Annotated in this window: 19 protein-coding genes and 1 pseudogene; 7 read left to right on the forward strand and 13 right to left on the reverse strand. The window is 66.0% G+C overall.

Going from position 1 to position 19631, the window contains the following annotated elements:
• The 4 genes from MJ956_RS03025 to MJ956_RS03040 form a co-directional block, all read left to right on the forward strand.
• Positions 1 to 313, forward strand: a 313-nt coding sequence (locus MJ956_RS03025) for a His/Gly/Thr/Pro-type tRNA ligase C-terminal domain-containing protein (protein WP_253963004.1), incomplete at its 5' end; no start/stop codon positions are given.
• A gap of 4 nt (positions 314 to 317) precedes the next feature.
• Positions 318 to 1460, forward strand: coding sequence for an ATP phosphoribosyltransferase regulatory subunit (locus MJ956_RS03030; RefSeq protein WP_253963005.1), 1143 nt, complete (start codon positions 318 to 320; stop codon positions 1458 to 1460).
• Positions 1457 to 2149, forward strand: coding sequence for an ATP phosphoribosyltransferase (gene hisG, locus MJ956_RS03035; RefSeq protein ID WP_253963006.1), 693 nt, complete (start codon positions 1457 to 1459; stop codon positions 2147 to 2149). The genes MJ956_RS03030 and hisG overlap by 4 nt, the downstream gene beginning before the upstream one ends.
• A 110-nt stretch (positions 2150 to 2259) precedes the next feature.
• Entirely contained in the window at positions 2260 to 3579 is a 1320-nt protein-coding gene (locus tag MJ956_RS03040) for an NAD(P)H-dependent oxidoreductase (protein ID WP_253963007.1), read from the forward strand.
• A gap of 29 nt (positions 3580 to 3608) precedes the next feature.
• Here the strand turns inward: MJ956_RS03040 and MJ956_RS03045 are convergent, their stop codons facing one another.
• The 9 genes from MJ956_RS03045 to iolD form a co-directional block, all read right to left on the reverse strand.
• Positions 3609 to 3986, reverse strand: a complete 378-nt coding sequence (locus MJ956_RS03045) for a hypothetical protein (RefSeq protein ID WP_253963008.1) — start codon at positions 3984 to 3986, stop codon at positions 3609 to 3611.
• A 465-nt stretch (positions 3987 to 4451) separates the two neighbouring features.
• Entirely contained in the window at positions 4452 to 4832 is a 381-nt protein-coding gene (locus tag MJ956_RS03050) for a hypothetical protein (protein WP_253963009.1), read from the reverse strand.
• A complete protein-coding gene (locus MJ956_RS03055) occupies positions 4825 to 5205 on the reverse strand; it encodes a hypothetical protein (protein WP_253963010.1) in 381 nt (126 codons plus the stop codon). Before MJ956_RS03055 ends, MJ956_RS03050 begins: the two co-directional genes overlap by 8 nt.
• Positions 5202 to 5930, reverse strand: a complete 729-nt coding sequence (locus MJ956_RS03060; protein WP_253963011.1) for a hypothetical protein — start codon at positions 5928 to 5930, stop codon at positions 5202 to 5204. Before MJ956_RS03060 ends, MJ956_RS03055 begins: the two co-directional genes overlap by 4 nt.
• A gap of 109 nt (positions 5931 to 6039) precedes the next feature.
• Positions 6040 to 7086, reverse strand: a complete 1047-nt coding sequence (locus MJ956_RS03065; RefSeq protein WP_253963012.1) for a YeiH family protein — start codon at positions 7084 to 7086, stop codon at positions 6040 to 6042.
• A 102-nt stretch (positions 7087 to 7188) separates the two neighbouring features.
• Positions 7189 to 8028, reverse strand: a complete 840-nt coding sequence (locus tag MJ956_RS03070; protein WP_253963013.1) for a class II fructose-bisphosphate aldolase — start codon at positions 8026 to 8028, stop codon at positions 7189 to 7191.
• Entirely contained in the window at positions 8025 to 8867 is an 843-nt protein-coding gene (locus tag MJ956_RS03075; RefSeq protein WP_253963014.1) for a 5-deoxy-glucuronate isomerase, read from the reverse strand. Before MJ956_RS03075 ends, MJ956_RS03070 begins: the two co-directional genes overlap by 4 nt.
• 12 nt (positions 8868 to 8879) lie before the next feature.
• Entirely contained in the window at positions 8880 to 9860 is a 981-nt protein-coding gene (gene iolC, locus MJ956_RS03080) for a 5-dehydro-2-deoxygluconokinase (protein WP_253963015.1), read from the reverse strand.
• A complete protein-coding gene (gene iolD / locus MJ956_RS03085; RefSeq protein ID WP_253963016.1) occupies positions 9860 to 11731 on the reverse strand; it encodes a 3D-(3,5/4)-trihydroxycyclohexane-1,2-dione acylhydrolase (decyclizing) in 1872 nt (623 codons plus the stop codon). Before iolD ends, iolC begins: the two co-directional genes overlap by 1 nt.
• Positions 11732 to 11858: 127 nt before the next feature.
• Between iolD and MJ956_RS03090 the strand changes: the two genes are divergently transcribed.
• The 3 genes from MJ956_RS03090 to MJ956_RS03100 are packed head-to-tail and all read left to right on the forward strand — an operon-like array spanning position 11859 to position 15068.
• The gene (locus tag MJ956_RS03090) at positions 11859 to 12974 is read left to right on the forward strand and encodes a Gfo/Idh/MocA family protein (protein ID WP_253963017.1); all 1116 of its coding nucleotides are present in this window, start codon (positions 11859 to 11861) and stop codon (positions 12972 to 12974) included.
• 23 nt (positions 12975 to 12997) lie between these two features.
• A complete protein-coding gene (locus tag MJ956_RS03095) occupies positions 12998 to 13891 on the forward strand; it encodes a TIM barrel protein (RefSeq protein WP_253963018.1) in 894 nt (297 codons plus the stop codon).
• Positions 13892 to 13904: 13 nt separating this feature from the next.
• On the forward strand, positions 13905 to 15068 hold the full coding sequence (locus MJ956_RS03100) for a Gfo/Idh/MocA family protein (RefSeq protein ID WP_253963019.1): 1164 nt from the start codon (positions 13905 to 13907) through the stop codon (positions 15066 to 15068).
• 101 nt (positions 15069 to 15169) lie between these two features.
• Here MJ956_RS03100 and MJ956_RS03105 read toward each other — a convergent pair whose 3' ends face one another.
• The 4 genes and pseudogenes from MJ956_RS03105 to MJ956_RS03120 form a co-directional block, all read right to left on the reverse strand.
• On the reverse strand, positions 15170 to 16180 hold the full coding sequence (locus MJ956_RS03105) for a LacI family DNA-binding transcriptional regulator (protein WP_253963020.1): 1011 nt from the start codon (positions 16178 to 16180) through the stop codon (positions 15170 to 15172).
• A 168-nt stretch (positions 16181 to 16348) separates the two neighbouring features.
• Positions 16349 to 17128 (reverse strand): annotated as a pseudogene (locus tag MJ956_RS03110) (ATP-binding cassette domain-containing protein).
• Between the two features lie 2 nt (positions 17129 to 17130).
• Positions 17131 to 18267, reverse strand: a complete 1137-nt coding sequence (locus tag MJ956_RS03115; protein ID WP_253963021.1) for an ABC transporter permease — start codon at positions 18265 to 18267, stop codon at positions 17131 to 17133.
• Between the two features lie 148 nt (positions 18268 to 18415).
• Positions 18416 to 19306, reverse strand: coding sequence for a sugar ABC transporter substrate-binding protein (locus MJ956_RS03120; RefSeq protein WP_253963054.1), 891 nt, complete (start codon positions 19304 to 19306; stop codon positions 18416 to 18418).
• Between the last annotated feature and the right edge of the window lie 325 nt (positions 19307 to 19631).

Here is a 19631-nt window from a genome sequence, read left to right on the forward strand (position 1 = left end):
GGTGCCGGTCGAGGTCTTCCAGGGCAACCCCAAGCAGTTCGGCAAGCAGCTGCAATATGCCGACCGCCGCAACGCCCCCGTCGTGATCATTCAAGGTGCGGACGAAAAGGCGGCCGGAAAGGTCCAGATCAAGGATCTGATCGAGGGCAAGCGCATCGCCGAAACCATCGCGGACAATGCCGAATGGCGCGAGGCCCGCGCCGGCCAGGAGATGGTCGAGGAAGCCGACATGGTGGACGCCGTCCGCCGCATTCTCGCCCGCCACGCCGAGGAGCGTTCAGGCGGGCGCGCGTCCGGCGCCGGCGGGAGCTGAACCCGTGAGCGACACCGCGCCCGCTCCGTTCCAGACCGCGCTCGGCGCCCTGTTCGCGGCGCGCGGGGCGAACCGCGTCCATGCACCGATCATCCAGCCGGCCGACCCCTATCTCGACACCGCCGGCGAGGCGCTGCGTCGCCGCATCTTCCTGACGCGCGGCGAGGCCGGCGAGCATCTGTGCCTGCGGCCCGATTTCACGATCCCGGTGTGCCTTGCCCATGTCGGCGCCGGCGAGGCGCTGCCGCGCCGCTATTCCTATCTCGGCCTCGTCTTCCGCCAGCGCCCGAGCGGGCCGGGCGAGTTCTTCCAGGCCGGCATCGAGGATCTCGGCGAGGCCAACCGCGCCACCGCCGACGCAAGGGCGCTGGCCGACGCGCTGGCCGGATTGTCCGCTTGCGGCGTCGATCCGGCCGGCCTCGACATCGTCCTCGGCGATCAGGGTCTGTTCGAGGCGTTCCTGAAGGCGCTCGGCCTGCCCGACGGCTGGCAGCGCCGGCTGGTGCGTACCTTCGGCCATGACGGGCTGCTCGACGCGGCTCTGCAATCGCTCGCAACCGGCGGCGCCGGCACGCTGGAGCGGCTCGATCCGGAGCTTGCCGATCTCGCCCGCCGCCGCGAGGAGGGCGCGCTGACACGCACGATCCGGGCGCGCATGGAAGAGGCGGGCCTGCCGCCCCATGCCGGCCGCTCGCCCGGCGAGGTCGCGGTGCGGCTGATCGAAAAGCTCGCCGTCGCCGAAGCGCGGCTCGACGACGCGCCGCTGAACCTCTTGCGGCAGTTCCTTGCGATCGACTGCCCGCTCGGCGAGGCCGGCGACCGGCTGCGCGGTCTGGCGGAATCGGCCGATCTCGATCTCGGCCGCGCGGCACTGTTCTTCGAGACCCGCAATCTGGCGCTGCGCGCCGCCGGCGTCGATCTGGCGTCGGTGCGCTATCGCGCCGCCTTCGGCCGGCCGATCGACTATTATACCGGCCTGGTCTTCGAGGCGCGGTTGAAGGGTTCCGACGAGACGCTGGCCGGCGGCGGGCGCTACGACCGGCTGCTCACGATGCTGGGCGCTTCAGCGCCGATCCCGGCCGTCGGCTTCGCGCTCTGGCTCGACCGCATCGGCGCGGCGACCGGCCAGGCGGGAGGCATGTCATGACCGTGTCGCTGGCGATCCCGTCCAAGGGGCGGTTGAATGAACAGGCGATCGCGGCGCTGGCTGGGGCTGGCATCAGCGTCGCGCCGGCCGAGAACGCCCGCAGCTACCGCACCTTGGTCAGCGGCGCGCCGGGGCTGGAGGTGCTGCTTCTGTCGGCCTCCGAGATCGCGCGCGAGCTGCGCGACGGGGCGATCGACTTCGGCATCACCGGCGAGGATCTGATCCGCGAGACGGTTCCCGAACCCGACAGCGCCGTCGACATCGTCGCGCGGCTCGGCTTCGGCCATGCCGACGTGGTCGTGGCCGTCCCCGATGCCTGGGTCGATGTCGAGACGATGGAGGATCTGAGCGACGTCGCCGGCTCCTACCGCGCCCGGCATGGGCGACGGCTCAGGATCGCCACCAAATACTGGCGGCTGACCCAGAGCTTCTTCACCCGCCTGCATGGCATCCAGAGCTACCGGATCGTCGAGAGCCTGGGCGCCACCGAAGGCGCGCCGGCTGCCGGCTCGGCCGACATCATCGTCGACATCACCTCGACCGGATCGACGCTCACCGCCAACCATCTGAAGATCCTCACCGACGGGGTGATCCTGAAGTCGGAAGCCTGTCTGGTGCGCTCGAACAGGGTGGAACGGGACGCGGAGGACGCGGCGTTGATGGCCGAGCTGGCGGGGCGGTTCGGCTAGAAAGCGGCCCGTTGCCTGAAACGTAAGCGCCGCGTACCGTTCGGCCGGGGAAGACAGGTGCGTCGTTCGATGGAGGTCGAGACGCGCGCCGGGAGGAGAGGAGCGACCGCTTGAATCTGCAACATCTGCTTCGCCGCCGCCGTGAGGATGACCGGCCGGTCAAAGTCGCGCTGATCGGCGCCGGCAAGTTCGGCTCGATGTTCCTGTCGCAGGTGCCGACGATACCGGGGCTCCAAGTCGCGGTCATCGCCGATCTCGACACCGACAGGGCGCGCCAGACCTGCCGGGACGTCGGCTGGGACGAGGCGCGGATCGGCGCAACGCGCTTCGTCGAATCCGGTGTCGATGCCTGTTCGGCCGACGGCGTCGAGGTCGTGATCGAGGCGACGGGGATGCCGGAGGCCGGCGTCACCCACGCGCTGGCGTCAATCGCTGCGGGCAAGCATCTGGTGATGGTCAATGTCGAGACGGACGTTCTCTGCGGTCCGCTGCTGGCCAGGCGCGCCCGCGAGGCCGGTGTGGTCTATTCCATGGCCTATGGCGACCAGCCGGCGCTGGTCGCCGAGATGGTCGACTGGGGGCGCTCGGCCGGATTCACCATTGCCGCGGCCGGCAAGGGCACGAAATATCTGCCGGCCTATCACCAGGTGACGCCCGACGACGTTTGGACCCATTACGGCCTGTCGCCGGAGGAAGCGGCAGCGGCGGGCATGAACCCGCAAATGTTCAACTCCTTTCTCGACGGCACCAAATCGGCGATCGAAATGGCCGCCATCGCCAATGCCTGCGATCTTGCGGTGCCCGAGGACGGGCTCAAATTTCCGCCCTGCGGCGTCGACGATCTCGCCCACATCCTTCGCCCTCGGGAGGTCGGCGGGCAGCTCGACCGCGACGGCATGGTCGAGGTCGTCTCCTCGCTGGAGCGGGACGGCCGCCCCGTCTACCGGGATTTGCGCTGGGGCGTCTATGTCGTCCTGAAGGCGCCGAACGACTACGCCGCGGCCTGTTTCAAGCAATACGGATTGCCGACCGACGCCACCGGTCGCTATGCCGCCATGTACAAGCCGTTTCACCTGATCGGGCTGGAGCTGTCAATCTCGGTGCTCAACGCGGCGCTGCGCGGCGAGGCGACCGGCGTGTCGCAAACCTGGCGCGGCGACGCGGTGGCGGTCGCCAAGCGAGACCTCGCGGCGGGGGACATGCTCGACGGGGAAGGCGGCTTCACGGTCTATGGCAAGGCCATTCCCGCGGCCCGCAGCTTGGCGAACGGTGCGCTGCCGATCGGCCTTGCCCATCGCGTCAAGCTGACCCGGCCGGTCGAAGCGGGCTCGCCGGTGACCTACGCCGACATCGCGGCGCCCACCGGCTCCAGGGCCTATGATCTGCGCCGCGAAATGGAGCAGGCATTCGTGCCGGAGAGCGGAACGTAAGGCGGCCGGGTCACGCGGGGTGGGGCTTATCAGGAGGGCTCTCCGACACCGATGAGAATGCGGTCCGGCTCGATGGGCCGATTGACCCAGATTCGGACTTTGCTCGACAGTGTGCCCGTTGTCAGTCTCAGCAGCGAGGGATGCTCGACCGTCGAGACGCGTACACCACGATTGGGGGTTTTAAGGAAGCCGGTGAATGCTGGCGGCAGCTTCAGATCGAGTTCCGTCGATGGCGCCAGCGTCAACGTCGTCTTGCCGTCGACAAAGGCAAGACATCCGATCGAGATGCAGGATGGGGTCGACAGGATCAGGCGATCCGGAGCGAATTCCGGTCCTGCTCCGTCATCCTCGATGTCCGACAGAAAGAAGAGGGAGTTTGGAGGAGCGAGTTGAATGGAATCCGTCAATGCCGACCTCCTTCCTGCGGTGCCGATATCGTTCCTGGTAGCTATTCCTGTCTGAGGCTGACGCCGATCGACACGAATTCGGAGCATTTGTGGCCGTCTGTCCAGATTATCAGTCGGGTTCGCGCCGCAGGTACGGCAAATGACGTGATCTCGTCGATCTCAACACCCTCGATCCTGATCTTTCCGCTGGGGGTGTCCAGCCAATCGTCAAAGATTTTATGAGGCGAATGCCTGACCTCGTCGCTCTCCCTCGATGGAAGTCGCGCCTTCGGAATGCGGCAGACAACTCACGACGACGCACGTGTCGCTGCGCCAAAATGTACCGATCCCGTCGACGTCCGGGGTTGTCCACTCGCCGCCGTCGTGAATGAAGATGAGGCCGTTCGCGAGGATGTGGCGGAAGAATCGATTGCTCATCGGGTCGGCTATCGCTGATGCAGACAAGGGTGGAGGCTCTATCGTGCCTCATTGGCTGACGCCGATCGACACGAATTCGCTATCCTGATGGCCGTCCGTCCAGATCCGCAGGCGAGTCATGGTGCAGAGAACGGCCAGTTCGCCGATCGTCTCGATATGGACGGCGTCGAGCTTGATCCGCCTTGAGGGCGTGTTCAGCCAGCCGTCGAAGATCTGGTGCTCGGACTGCCGGACATCGGATGGGCCGCCGATTTCGATGATCGTGTCCGCGTCACAGCCGGGGCTGCAACTGACCGCGATGCATGTCGGCGTCGCCCAATGGCGCCCAATTCCATCGATCTCGGGAAGATCATAATTCCCGTCATCGTGGATGAAGATCAGGGAGTTCTGAATGGGATGACGGGCGGTCCAATGGATGATTTCAGTCATGTCGATGCACCCCGACGATAATGATCGAGGAAAGCGACGTTCCGTCCGTCCAGATCCGAACGCGCGTCGACGGCGTCCCTGTCGCGACGACCGCAAGGTCATGATCGTAGACAGATTCGACGGTCACGGATTTCGACGGCGTCTCGATCCGCCCATCGAAGGTTTCGTGCTCGGTTCGCGGAACGTCGGCGGCATCGCCGACGATGATCCGTGTCACGCCGTCGATGTCCGGCAGGCATCCAACCGCGACGCAGGTCTTGCTCGTCCACAGATGTCCGATGCCATCGATCGCCGGCACATCCCAGTCCCCGGTGTTCCGGACGTAGATGAGGGCGTTGTGGATCGGCAGGCTAATGTCGGCGAGGGGGCTCATCGTTTGGTCCTTCCGGAAACAAAACCGCCTTGCTGGCGGCTGCAGCGGATGCACTGTGGAAACAGCCTTTGCGCCCTTCCGCTTGGATTCAGTGCACTTGGCAGTTGATGATCCGGAACAAAATTTCCGCTGCGGGATCCTGGGTCTTTATCACCGCATGTATGGCATCCGCCGCGCCGCCCGATTTTATTGATCCCATCTCTTTCGGCTCGCGTGAAGTTAAAACCTGAATTACGCGCAGGCAATGAATCGGTCGAATAGCGACCCGGAAGCAAAGAGCGGGCTTGCAACTGGCGGAGGTGAACCATTGCGGCCTGCGCTTGCGCCTGTTGAGCCCGGATGGCTCCCTCGACTGTCTCGAAAAGCTGAGCGGGCGGCCTCCATTGCGGCTCGATCTTTTGAATTTCGCGGAAGGCGCGCTGGTAGGCATTCCGCGCGGCTTGATAACGGGTCTGTTGACCAGGAGTCGCTTCCAGAAACCGTGAGCCGATTCGAACCGGCAGCGTACCACTCGGTCCGCGCGCCTGCGCGACGCGTTCGCCGATGCTGGTCCACTGACCGCCGTCGGGATTGCCGGCCGGAACGCGCGGCTGGTTCGGATCGTAGCGGGTCTCGATCCGGAGCGCGAAGCGCGCGGCCGCCAGATGGAGGCGCAAGACCACGAATCCGCGGCGAAGCTCTCCCAGAGAATCCGAGCCGATCCTGTTTGCGTTTCCTTGCTCCATCCGCGCCGTTCCCCGTCTTGTGACAGGTTCAGGCTAAGCGAGCGTGGCGGTGCGGGGATAAATCATGCTGAAAAAAGACGGTGACGACCGTTCTGCACAAGGCGTCCGCTCAGCCGAGATACTTGATGCCGAGGAGGATGAAGGCGGCGAGGAAGACGGTCTCGGCGACGACGAGGAGGACGGCCTCGCGGCCGACGGCGAGGATGCTCTTCAGCGCGGTCTTCATCCCGACGGCGGCGATGCCGAACAAGAGCGCCCAGCCGGAGACGTCGGCGGTAATGTCGGCCGCCTGCCGGGGGATCAGGCCGAAGGAGTTGAGCGCGGCCAGCGCCAGAAAGCCGAGCACGAAGCCGGGGATCAGCGGCGGCCGCTTGCCGGCCTCGGCTTCGCTCTTGTGGGTTGCTCGGAACACCAGCGTGAACACCAGCACCACCGGCGCCAGCATGGTGACGCGGATCAACTTGACCAGGGTGGCGGTTTCGCCAGCTTCGTCGGAGACCGAAAAGCCGGCGCCGACGACCTGGGCGACGTCGTGGATGGTGCCGCCGAGAAACACCCCGATGGCCTGGTCCTTGAGCCCAAAGACCGGGATCAGCAGCGGATAGACGATCATCGCCACGGTGCTGAGCACGGTGACGCTGAGCACGGTGAAGATCAGATTGCGCTCGGAGTACTGGTTCTTCGGCAGAACGGCGGCGATCGCCATCGCGGCCGAGGCGCCGCAGATCGCCACCGAACCGCCGGTCAGCAGCGCCAGCCGCCAGCCGCGGCCGAGCAGCTTCGCCGCGACGAAGCCGAACAGGATGGTGGCGACGACGCCGGCGACCAGCAGCGCGATCAGGCCCGGGCCGAGGCCGATCAACAGGGCGACGGAGATGCGCACCCCGAGGAGCGCGACGCCGATGCGCAGGATCGTCCTGGCGGTGAAGTTGACACCGGCCACGCATTTGCCTTCCTCGGTGAGGAAGTTCAGGGCGATGCCCAGGAGCAGCGCCATCAGCATCGCCGGCGCGCCGTAATGCTCGGACAGGAACTGCGCCGCGACGGCGACCGTCGCCGCCACCAGCACCCCAGGCGCATAGTCCCGCAGCCGGCTCGCAAGCGTCGGCGCGGACTTTTCGGTGGCCTCCGGCGCGGTGTCCTCGCCTGCGGTCATGGCTGCCTTCCCCCTGCAACGCGACTCGGCTCCGTCCCTCTTGCAAAGCCGACCGGACGTTACACAAACCGGCCGCGATAGGAACCCGTTGGCCGCGTGCCTCTATCCCGGCGACGGGCCACGAAGCGACCGGATGACGGCACGGGCGGCCTCGCAAACCGGCGCCTCGGTCTCCTTCAGGATCGCCAGACGGTCGAAGCGGTCGGGGTCGCGGTCGACGGCCTCGCGCAGCGCCTTGCCGAAGGCCATGCGCAGTTCGGTGCCGATATTGAACTTGCAGATCTTCGACTCGCGCGACAAGCGGCTCCGCGTGGCCACCGGAACGCCCGAGCCGCCGTGGATGACCAGCGGCAGGTTCGTGACCACCTCGATGGCACGCAGCGCGTCCATGTCGATCTCGGCGGCCTTTTCCTGTTGCAGATGCACGTTGCCGATGGAAACCGCCATTGCGTCGACGCCGCTCTCGGCGGCGAAGCGCGCGGCCTCGTCCGGCGTGGTTCCGGCCGACGCCTCGCCTTCAGAATAGCCGACGAAGCCGATTTCGCCCTCGATCGAAACGCCGGCGGCGCGCGCAATTTCGGCAATGCGGGCCGTCGCCGCGATGTTCTCGTCGAGCGGCTTGCGAGAGCCGTCGAACATCACCGAGGTGAAGCCGCAGTCGATCGCCTCGCGGCACTCGTCTTCCGTGTAGCCGTGGTCGAGATGCGCCACGACCGGAACGCTGGCCCCCTCGGCCAGCGCCCGGAACATCGCGCCGAGAACCGTGAGCGGCGTATGCGCCCGGCAGCCGGGGCCGGCTTGCAGGATCACAGGCGCGTTTTCGGCCTCGGCCGCTTCCACATAGGCGCGGGCGTCCTCCCAGCCGAGGACGACGAGGCCGCCGACCGCGTAGCCGCCCTCAAGCGCCGGTTGCAGAACTTCGGAAAGCGTCGCCAGCGTCATTTGAACTTCGCGATCATGTCCTTGATGCCGGGAATAGTTTCGAGCTGATCGGCATGGCTCGGCTGGAAATACTGCACCAGGCTGCGCTGGCTGAGGCCGCCGAGGATGGTGAAATAATACATCTCGTAGCCCGGCAGCACCGCACAGGGATGGTAGCCCTTGTCGAGGCAGATCGTCGAGCCGTCGACGATATGGTAGGCGTCGCCCGGCTTGCCGTCCTCGCGCTGGAGCATCTGTACGCCGGTGCCGTGATTGGGGCGGAAGCGGAAATTGTAGGTCTCGTCGTGCCGCGTTTCGTCAGGCAGACGGTCGGTGTCGTGCTTGTGGCTGGGAAAGCCCGACCAGCCGCCCTTGCCGACGGTGTAGAGTTCGGAAACCAGCAACCGGCCGACCTTGTCATGCTGCTTCTGGCCGAGGATGTGCTTGATCTTGCGGTGGGTCTTGGTGTCGTCGGAGCCGTATTGCACCTTGTCCAATTCGTCGGCGCGCACCGCGAAGGGCGACAGCACCTTGTCGTATTTCGCTCCCGCGACGAAGACCTCGGCCGCGTCCGATACGCAGACCATCCGGGCGGTTGCGCCGGTCGGCACGTAGACACCCTCCGGCTCGCCGTCCCAGACATCGACGCCGCGCGTCCCGAGTGCGGCGAAGGCTTCGCCCTCGACACTCACGTCGACCGTGCCGGTGGCGGGCACGATGCAGGTCTCGTAGCCCGGCACGCTATACTCGAAGGCCTGGCCCCTGGTCAGCTTGACGATGTTGAAATAGTTCAGCGGAACCAGCGCGTCGTCGACATCGACGATCGGTTTGTTGCGGTTGTCATAGGGCGCGATATGCATCGGCTGGTCCTTTCAGGAATCGGTCGGGCCGGGATGGTCGGCGAGAAACGCCTCCAGCTCGGCCGTGGTGGGCATGGCGGGCGCGCAGCCGACCCGCGACACGACGATCGCGGCGGAGGCGGAGCCGCGCAGGACGCAGTCGCGCAACTCATGGCCATGGGCGAGCGAGGCGACGAAGCCGCCCATGAAGGCGTCGCCAGCGCCGGTCGGCTTCAGTGCCGTGACCGGGTAGATCCCGGTGCGGAATTCCTCGTCCGGCGTGATGGTGATCGCGCCGTGTTCGCCCATCTTGTAGACGACGATACTGGCGGTACTGCGTGCCAGATCGCGCGCCTTGGCGAGGCCCTTGTCCTTGCCGCCGGCCATAAAGCCGAACTCGTCGTCATTGCCGATGACGATGTCGCAGAGCCGGCCGGCGCGCGAATAGACGTCCGAGGCGATTTCGGGCGACGGCCAGGAATACGGGCGGTAGTCGATGTCGAAGATCAGCGGCAGCCCGGCCTTCCGGGCCAGGTCGAAGGCGTGGAACGCCGCGCCGCGCGACGGCTCGGCGGCGAAGACCGTGCCGGTCGTGATCAGCGCGCCATAGGCTTCGAAGTCCACCGCCGCGACGTCCTCCGTCGTCATCTGAAAATCCGCCGCGCCGTTGCGGTAGATCACCGACTGGTGGTTCTCGACCCGGCTTTCGACGACCGCCAGCGAGTTACGCGCCTCGCCGCCGACCGAGCGGACGTGGCGGGAATCGACCCCGTATTTCGCCAGTTCGTTGAGGCAGAACCGTCCGATCGCGTCGTCGGAAACCGAGATCACCAGCGCTGCACGGCCGCCATGCCGGGCGATCGCAACACCGATATTGGCCGAGGAGCCGCCGAGGCTGGCGACGAATTTTTCCGCCTCCTCGGTCTTCGTGCCCGGCGGGTCGGGATAGAAATCCATGCCCGCCCGCCCGACGATGACGAAGTCGTTTCGCGCGATGCGTGCGAGCTCAACCATCACACGCCCCTGCGCTGACGCGCGCGGCCGGCTTCCTGCTCGACATGCGCGGCCCGGACCCGCTCGTTGTCGGTGACATGGGGCGTGCCGACCTCCCACCAGGCATGGCCCTCGGCGGTCCAGCCGTCATGGGGATCGACTTGCATGACGATGACGGACGTCCGCGCGGCCGCCTTGGCGCGCTCGAACGCTTCCGCCAGTTCGGCCGGATTGGCGACGGTCTCGGCCTCGGCGCCCATGGCGCGGGCGTGCGCCTCGAAATCCACCGCGAACGGTTCGACCGCGATGTTGCAGTCGGCGATGAGGTTGTTGAACGAGGTGTTGCCGGTGTTGTTCTGCAGCTTGTCGATCACCGCGAAGCCACCATTGTCGAGCACCAGGATGATCAGCTTCTTGGCCGTCAGCACCGACGAATAGATGTCGGAGTTCATCAGGAGATACGCCCCGTCGCCGACGAAGACGATGGTGTCGGCCTCCGGCTCGGTCTCCGACTGGGCGATGCGCGCGCCCCAGCCGCCGGCGATCTCGTAGCCCATGCAGGAAAAGCCGAATTCGACATCCACTGTCCCGATGTCGAGGGTGCGCCAGTTCGCCGTTATCTCCGCAGGCAGGCCGCCGGCCGCGGTGACGATCCGGTCGCGCTTGTCGCAGAGATCGTTCACGACGCCGATCGCTTGCGCATAGGAATTCGGCCGGTTGCCGGGCCGCACATTGTCGGCGACATAGGCGTCCCAGGCGTGGCGCTCGGCCTTGGCCGTGTCGGTCCATGTGCCTGGCGCTTTATACTCCGCAAGCGCGGCGTCCAGTGCCGTCAGCGCGCGTTTCGCGTCGCCCACCACCGGCAGCGAGCGGTGTTTGCCGGCGTCATGACGCGCGGCGTTGATGGAGATGAGCCGGGCGCTCTTGTCGAAGGCCGTCCAGGAGCCGGTGGTGAAATCCTGCAGCCGCGTGCCGACGGCGAGGATCACGTCGGCCCTTTCGGCGATCGCGTTGGCGGAACTGGAGCCGGTCACTCCGATCGGGCCGATATTGAGCGGGTGCGCCGCCAGCATGTTGGCGCGCCCGGCGATGGTCTCGACCACGGGGATGGCGTGGGCCTCGGCGAAGGCGGTCAGTTCCGCGACCGCGCGGGAATATTGCACGCCGCCGCCGGCGATGATCACCGGGCGTTTCGCCGATTTCAGCAGCGCGGCGGCGTCGGCGATCTCGTTCGCGTCGGGGGCCTGCCGGCGGATGCGATGCAGCGTCCTTTCGAAGAATTCGACGGGATAGTCATAGGTCCAGCCCTGGACGTCCTGCGGCAGGGCGAAGAAGGCCGGGCCGCAATCGGCCGGATCGAGAATGGTGGCGATGGCGGCGGGGAGCGACTGGATGATCTGCGCCGGATGGGTGATGCGATCCCAATAGCGGCAGACCGCCTTGAAGGCGTCGTTGAGCCCCAGCGAAGGATTGCCGAAATGTTCGAGCTGCTGCAGCACCGGATCGGGCAGGCGGGTGAGGAAGGTATCGCCGCACAGCATCAGCATCGGCAGGCGGTTGGCGTGGGCGAGCGCGGCGGAGGTCAGGAGATTGGCGGTGCCCGGTCCGGCCGAGGCGGTGCAGAACATGAAGCGCCGGCGCAGTTTCTGCTTGGCGTATGCGGCGGCAGCGAAGCCCATGCTCTGCTCGTTCTGGCCGCGATAGACCGGCAATTCGTCGCGGTGGTCGTAGAGCGCCTCGCCGAGGCAGGTGACGTTGCCATGGCCGAAGATGGCGAAGCCACCGCCGCACAGACGTTTCTCGCTGCCGTCGATATCGATGTACTGGTTGGCCAGATAGCGGATGACGGCCTGCGCTGTCGTCAGACGGACCGTTTCGCTTCCTGCGCTCATGCTTTCCTCCGTTGGTGGGCCGGCGTAAATTTTCTTGCAAAGCCGATTGTCGAACGATCGGCCGCCCGCTATTGAGGTTACGGTTTTTGCAACCGGTTGCAAACCTATTTTTACGGCAGGATCACCCTTGACCCCAATTGGCATCGGTATCGTCGGCGGCGGTTATATGGGCAAGGCGCACGCGGTCGCCATGCAGGCGGTCGGCGCGGTGTTCGAGACCGACTTGCGGCCGCGACTGGAGATGGTCTGCGCGACGAGCCGCGAATCGGCGGAGCGTTACCGCGCGGCGTTCGGATTCGATCGCTGCACCGCCGACTGGCGCGAGTTGGTGACCGACCCGGCGGTGGAGGCGGTCGTCATCGCCTCGCCGCAGGAGACCCACCGGGAAATAGCGGAAGCGGCGTTCGCCTTGGGTAAGCCGGTATTCTGCGAAAAGCCGCTCGGCGCGTCACTGGAGGATAGCCGGGCCATGGTCGCGGCGGCCGAAGCCTGCGGCGCGGCGAACATGGTCGGCTTCAACTATATCCGCACGCCGGCCTCGCAATTCGCCCACAAGCTGATCAATGCCGGCGAGATCGGCGACATCACCTGGTTCCGGGGCGAGCACACGGAAGATTTCTATGCCGATCCGCAAGCTCCGGCGACCTGGCGCACGCGCGGAGCGGGCAATGGCACTATGGGCGATCTGGCGCCGCACATGATCAATGGCGCGCTGGTGCTGGCCGGTCCAATCCGCGAGTTGATCGCCGAGGTCGAGACGGTGCACGCCACCCGTCCGGGGGCTGAGGGCGACGAGGCCGTGACCAATGACGATCAGGCGCAACTCATGTGCCGGTTCGAGAACGGCGCGATGGGGCATCTGTTCTTCAGCCGCGTCGCGACCGGCCGCAAGATGGGCTACGCCTATGAGATCACCGGCACCAAGGGCGCGATCCGTTTCGATCAGGAGGACCAGAACGCGATCTGGCTCTATCGCATGGACGGCCCGGAGGAGCGGCGCGGGTTCACGAAGATTCTGACCGGTCCCGCGCATCCTAATTATGCGGGGTTCTGCCAGGGGCCGGGGCACGGCACCGGCTATCAGGACCAGATCATCATCGAGGCCAAGGATTTTCTCACCGCGATCGCGACCGGCGAACCGGTCTTTCCGACCTTTCGGGACGGCATGGACGTCAACCGCGTCGTCGCGGCGGCGATGGCGTCGGCCCAAGCGAAATCCTGGCAGTCGCTCGACAGTTTCTGAGTTTGGCAAAGGCTTATCCGACCATGACCATCCGTATCGGCAACGCCCCCTGTTCCTGGGGCGTCGAATTCGCCAACGATCCGCGCAATCCGGCCTGGGAGACGGTGCTCAGCCAATGCGCCGAGGCCGGCTACAAGGGCATCGAGCTCGGCCCGGTGGGCTTCATGCCGGAGGACCCGGCGATCCTGTCCGACGCGCTGGCGAAAAACGATCTGGAACTGATCGGCGGCGTCGTGTTCCGGGCGTTTCACGACCCCGACCAATGGGACGACGTGCGCGACGGCGCCGTGCGCACCTGCAGGGCGCTTACCGCCCACGGCGCACGCCATCTGGTGCTGATCGACTCGATTTCGCCGCGCCGGGCGCCGACCGCCGGCCGCGCGAGCGAGGCCGCGCAGATGGACGCCGCCGAGTGGAAGGCCTTCGTCGATCGAATCCGCACCGTCGCCAAAATGGGCGCGGAGGAATACGGCCTGACCGTCGGGATGCACGCCCATGCGGCGGGCTTCATCGACTTCGAGCCGGAACTGGAGTGTCTCCTGAACGAGGTGGACGAGGGCATCCTGAAGATCTGCTTCGACACCGGCCATCATTCCTATGCCGGCTTCGACCCTGTGGCCTTCATGCGGCGGCATATCGGCCGCATCTCCTACATGCATTTCAAGGATATCGACCCCAAGGTGAAGGCCGACGCGATCGCCAATCGCACCGGCTTCTACGACGCCTGCGGGCAGGGCATCTTCTGCAATCTCGGCGAGGGCGACGTGGATTTTCCCGCCGTGCGCCAGGTGCTCCTGGATGCCGGCTTCGAAGGCTGGTGCACGGTCGAGCAGGACTGCGACCCGGCGGGGGACCCCTCGCCGGTCGACGACGCGGCGGCCAACCGCGCCTATCTGGAATCCATTGGTTTCAACTGAGGACGGCAACGCCATGAGCAAGCTGAACTGGGGCATGGTCGGCGGCGGCGCGGGCAGTCAGATCGGGCCGGCACACCGGCTGGGGGCGGGGCTCGACGGTGCCTTCGCCTTTGCCGCCGGCGCGCTCGACCATGTGCCCGACGCCGGGCGCGCGTACGCGCAATCGCTCGGCGTCGCGCCCGACCGCGCCTATGGCGACTGGCGGGAGATGCTCGAAGGGGAGCGCGTCCGCGACGACCGGGTCGACCTCGTCACCGTGGCGACGCCCAACGCCACCCATTACGAGATCACCAAGGCCTTCCTCGAGGCCGGCTTTCATGTGCTTTGCGAAAAGCCGATGACGATGACGGTCGAGGAGGGGGAAGAGATCGTTCGGATCGCAAGCGCGACGGGACGGATCTGCGCGGTCAATTACGGCTACACCGGCTATTCGCTGGTGCGGCACATGCGGGCGATGGTGGCGCGCGGCGATCTCGGCCGGGTGCGCCTCGTCGTCGCCGAATTCGCGCACGGCCATCACGCGAACGCGGCGGACGCGGACAATCCGCGCGTGCGCTGGCGCTACGATCCGGCGCAGGCCGGGGTTTCGGCGCAGTTCGCCGATTGCGGCATCCATGCGCTGCACATGGCGAGCTTCGTCACCTGTCAGGAGGTCGCGTCGCTGTCGGCGGATTTCGCCTCCTGCGTCGAAAGCCGGACGCTCGAAGACGACGCCATGGTCAATTTTCGCATGGAGGGCGGCGCGGTCGGGCGGCTGTGGACCTCGTCGGTCGCCATCGGCCGCCAGCACGGGCTGACGTTGCAGGTGTTTGGCGAGGCCGGCGGCCTGCGCTGGACGCAGGAACAGCCCAACCAGCTCTACTGGACCCCGCTCGGCGGCCGCGTGCAGACGATCGAGCGCGGCGAGGCCGGATTGTCGCCGGAGGCCGACCGCGCGTCGCGCGTCACCATCGGCCATGCCGAGGGAATGCCGCTGGCCTTCGCCAATATCTACGCCGATCTGGCGGAGGTCATCAGGGCCGCAAAGGAAGGCCGGGTGCCCGATCCGGCCGCCGACCTCTACCCGCGAGCGGAGGACGGCCTGCGCTCCATGGCGGCCGTCCATGGCGCGGTCGCCTCGGCCGGCCGGCAAGGCGCCTGGGTCGACGCCCGCCCGCCTATGTTTCGGGCGCCCTAGATCACGATGAAATAGGATCGATTCGATCCCATTTCATAAACGTGATAGATTCCAGTGATTTTCGAGCGGGATGTGGACGGAAAACCGGTTCCCACTTTTCCTCATCCCGCTCTAACCGCAGGCGGTCTGAGCGTTCCCCGCTCGACGATCCGGCAGGGAAACAGCCGGGATTCGGGATAGCGATCCGGCTCCTCGAGCATCGCTACGATCAATTCGATCGACGAGGTGATGATCTGGCGGATCGGCTGGTGGATCGTGGTGAGGTTGATGTTCTCCCACCGCGCCATTTCCATGTCGTTGAGGCCGATGATGCCGATGTCGTCGGGCACGGACAGGCCGGCGGACTGGATCGCGCTCAAGGCGCCGATCGACAGGACGTCGTCGCCGCAGAAATAGGCTTCCGCCGGTGCTTCCCGGATCAGCCGCGTCATCTCCTGCCGCCCGGCGTCGAAGGAGTAGGCGGCGGCGTAGCTGTGGCTGACGGCAATGTCGGGGTGGGCCTGCATCGCCGCGATGAAGCCGGCAAAGCGATCCTGGGTCGAGGTGGCGGATTCCGGGCCGCCCATGAAGCCGATCCGACGGTATCCCCGGGCGACCAGCAAATCCGCCGCCATCTTGCCGCAGTAACGGTTGTCGATGCCGACGACATGCACCGCGGGCGCGCTCGAATAGCGGCCGAAGGAATGGACCACTGGCATACCGGCATGACGAAAGGCGTGGGCAAACGCCGGGGGCAGGGTGGACGAAGCGACGATCACGCCATCGACTGAGTATTGCCGCAGCATCCGGACGGAATTCTCCGGATCCGTCTCGTCCGTCAGATTGACGAGCAACGGGCGGAGACCACGATCCTGAAGCCCGCGGGTGAAGAGATCAAAGACCTGCAGGAAGATCGGGTTGTGGAAATTGTTGGAGACCAGCCCGATCAGCTTGGTGCGCCGGGTCGTCAGGCTGCTGGCGAACAAATTGGGGCTGTAGCCCAGTTCCGCCGCCGCCTTGGCGACCTTGCGGCGGGTCTTGACGGACACGGAGGCACCTTCCGTGAAGGCGCGCGAGACGGCCGAGCGTGAGACCCCGGCGCGTTCCGCCACTTCCTTGAGGGTTACTGCCATCCAGCGATTATTTCCGTTGTCGCGGGCGGGATCGTTCGGCCGGCCGGGGACCGGCTCAACACCGCCGCACCGACTCCCGCAAATGTCGATGGACGGGCTCTATATGGAACAGGCTGGCGCGGGTTACCATCATCCGGGCCGCCGGCGCGGGGCCGGGGGCACGCGGTCTTACACCGTCCCGCCCAGCGTTCCTTCCAGTTCGGCCAATTCCTGGCCGCCCGCCATCATGTCCTGCAGCTCTTCGGCCTTGATCTCGCCGCGCTTGGCGGTGCCGAGCGTCTTGCCGCGATTGAGCACGGTGAAGCGATCGCCGACCGCCATGGCGTGGCGGACATTGTGGGTGATGAAGACGACGCCGATCCCCGACTTGCGGACCCGGTCGACCGTCGCTAGGACATTGGAGGTCTGGCGCACGCCGAGCGCCGAGGTCGGCTCGTCGAGGATCAGGACCTCGGCGCCGAACTAGACCGCCCGCGCGATCGCCACGGTCTGGCGTTCGCCGCCGGAGAGCGTTCCGACCGCCTGGGTCGGCTCGCGCAAGTGGATGCCCATCTTCGCCATCTCCTGCATGGTGATGGCGTTGGCCTTGTCGAAGTCGAAGAATTTGAACGGCCCGAGCCGCTTCTCCGGCTCCTGGCCCATCCAGAAATTGCGGGTGACCGACATCAGCGGGATCATCGCCAGATCCTGATAGACGGTGGCGATGCCGGCGGCCATGGCGTCACGCGGGCTAGTGAAATGAACTTCCTTGCCGCCGACGAGGATCTTGCCGGCCGACGGTTTGTGGACGCCCGACATCGTCTTGATGAAGGTCGACTTGCCGGCGCCGTTGTCGCCCAAAAGGCAATGGCATTCGCCCGGCATGATCGACAGCGACACGCCGGCCAGCGCGATAACCGGGCCGAAGTGCTTTTCGATATCGACGAGTTCGATCAAGGGTGTCGTCATGGTCAGCGCTCCCCGGTGATCATGCGGCGGATGTAGGTGTTGAGGATCACGGCGATCAAAAGGATGCCGCCGAGGAAGACCCGGAACAGCGAACTCTCGACGCCGGCGAAGAACAGGCCCTGCTGCACCACGCCGAAGATCAGGGCGCCGAGTGCCGCGCCGACCACGGAGCCGTATCCGCCGGTCAGAAGCGCGCCGCCGATGACCACCGAGATGATCGCCTCGAATTCCTTCAACAGGCCACGGTCGGCGGCTGCCGATCCGAACTCGATCACCTGCAAGGTCGCGAAGACGGTGGCGCAGAAGGCCGAGAACATGAACATCAGGATCTTCACCCGGTTCACCGGCACGCCGACATAGCGTGCCGCCTGGGCGTCGCCGCCGGAGGCGAAGATCCAGTTGCCGAACTTGGTGCGGGTGAGCAGGATATGGCCGAAGAGGATCAGCCCGAGCGCCCAGACGATCAGAATCGGGATGCCTTCGACGATCGGCTGGCCGGCCCGGCTGCCGGCGACGAATTTGCCGACGATGCCGATATCGGCCAGCCAGACGAACAGGCCCTTGAACAGCGTACCGCCGAACAGCCAGCCGATTGGGTCGCCTTCGGTCACGTCCCGGACGCCGCCGATGATGGTCTTGCGGGTCGTGACGACCGCCGCGAAGATCGTAAGGCCGCGCAGGATGTAGAGCGAGGCGAGGGTGACGATGAAGGACGGCAGGCCGGTCTTGACCACCAGATAGCCGTTGAGCGCGCCGATACTGATCGCGCAGGCGAAGGCCACCAGAATACCGAGCCAGAGCGGATAGCCGCCCGTCACCGAGACCAACGCGATGACGATGCCGGAAAAGCCGATCATCGAGCCGACCGAGAGATCGAACTCGCCGGCGATCATCAACAGGCAGGCGCCGACGGCGATGATGGCGAACTGGGCGGAGACGACGCCCCAGTTGACGATGCCTTCGGGGGCGAACATGCCGCTGTCGCCGGCGACGCCGAGGAAGAAGGCGAATACGAGGATGGTGCCGCAAATGGCGCCCAGCTCCGGCCGCATCAGCGCCTTGCGAATGGGCGAGCGCTTGCGAATCCGCTCGTCGACTTCCGGTGCGGTTTGCGCTTGAGGAAACGGTTGATCGGCCATGTCTCTCCTCCCGGCCGCGTCAGCGGTCGAACCGATGGAGCACGGATAGCGTGCGCCCGGTTGTTCCTTCGGTCTGTCGGGGTCGCGGCGCCGGCGTCGGCGCAGCGATGAGGCGTGCGGAGCCGGATGGCGCCGCCTACGCGCGGGTCTACCGGTATTCGCCGGCGAATTCCTCGACCTTCTCCAGTGCGTCCTTGGTCACGAAGCCCGGGCCGGAATTGATGTTGTTGCCGGGCAGGACGCCGTAGCGCTTGTAGTTGGCGAGCACGATCACCGGCAGATAGGCTTGCAGGAAGGGCTGCTGGTCGATGCCCCACTGGATCGTGCCGTCCTTGATCGCCTTGACGATCTCGGTCCCCAGATCGAATGTCCCGAAATAGATCTGGCCGGCCATGCCGTTTTCCTTGACCGCCTCGATGGTCGGATCGGCCGAGGTCGGGCCCAAGGTCAGAATCGCGTCGGTGTCAGGATTGCTCGACAGATAGGCCATGACCTTGTTCTTGATCTCGGCGGGATCCTGACCGGAATCGATCATCGAGTCGCCGAGCTCGACCCCGAGGCCGTCGGCGAAGCCGCGGCAGCGTTCGCCCACGACCGGGTTCGAGACCACATGATTCACGCAAAGGAACGACTCGATGCCGTCCCGCTTGGCCCTTTGACCGGCGGCAAGGCCGGCATCGTATTCGGGCTGGCCGACATACATCAGCGCGCCGAGTTCCGCGGCCTGCTCCGGCGTGCCGGAGTTGATGATGATCACCGGAATGCCCTTGGCGACCGCGTCCTCGATCGGTCCCTTGAGAACGTCGGGATCGGCGAGTGTCGTGATGATGCCGTCGGGGTTTGTCGCCGTGGCCTGTTCGATGATCCGGGCCATGTCGGCGATGTCGCCGGTCGTCGGATTACGGTACTCGACCTCGACGTCCATCTGCTCGCCGGCCAGCGCCAGCGCGTTCTTGATGGTGTTCCACCAGCTGTCGCTGTCGGGCGCATGGCTGACAAGCACGAAGCGCTCGCCTTCCGCCTGCGCGACACCGACCATGGCGGTCGCCGCCAACGAAGCGGCGAAGGTCGCGCCGAGCAATTTCGAGATGAGTTTCTTCACTGTGATCGTCCTCCCATTTCGCGAGCGGAAACGGCCAGCCGGTCCGGATCGCCACGAAAGACAAGCACAGGTCGAGATTTTTTGCAACCGGTTGCAACATTTCTGGCCGAGGCTGGAACGGAACGCCCAGGCGGGGTGGCCTCGCACTGTTTTAAGGGCTGCAAATGGGTCAGCGTCGCCACGTCGATTGAGCGTGATAGCTGCCTGTGCCATAGCAAGGCGCGCCAACGCGCCGGGCGCGCGTCCCATGATCCATGCGATG

The organism is Aurantimonas marianensis, assembly GCF_024195285.1.
Taxonomy (GTDB): Bacteria; Pseudomonadota; Alphaproteobacteria; order Rhizobiales; family Rhizobiaceae; genus Aurantimonas; species Aurantimonas marianensis.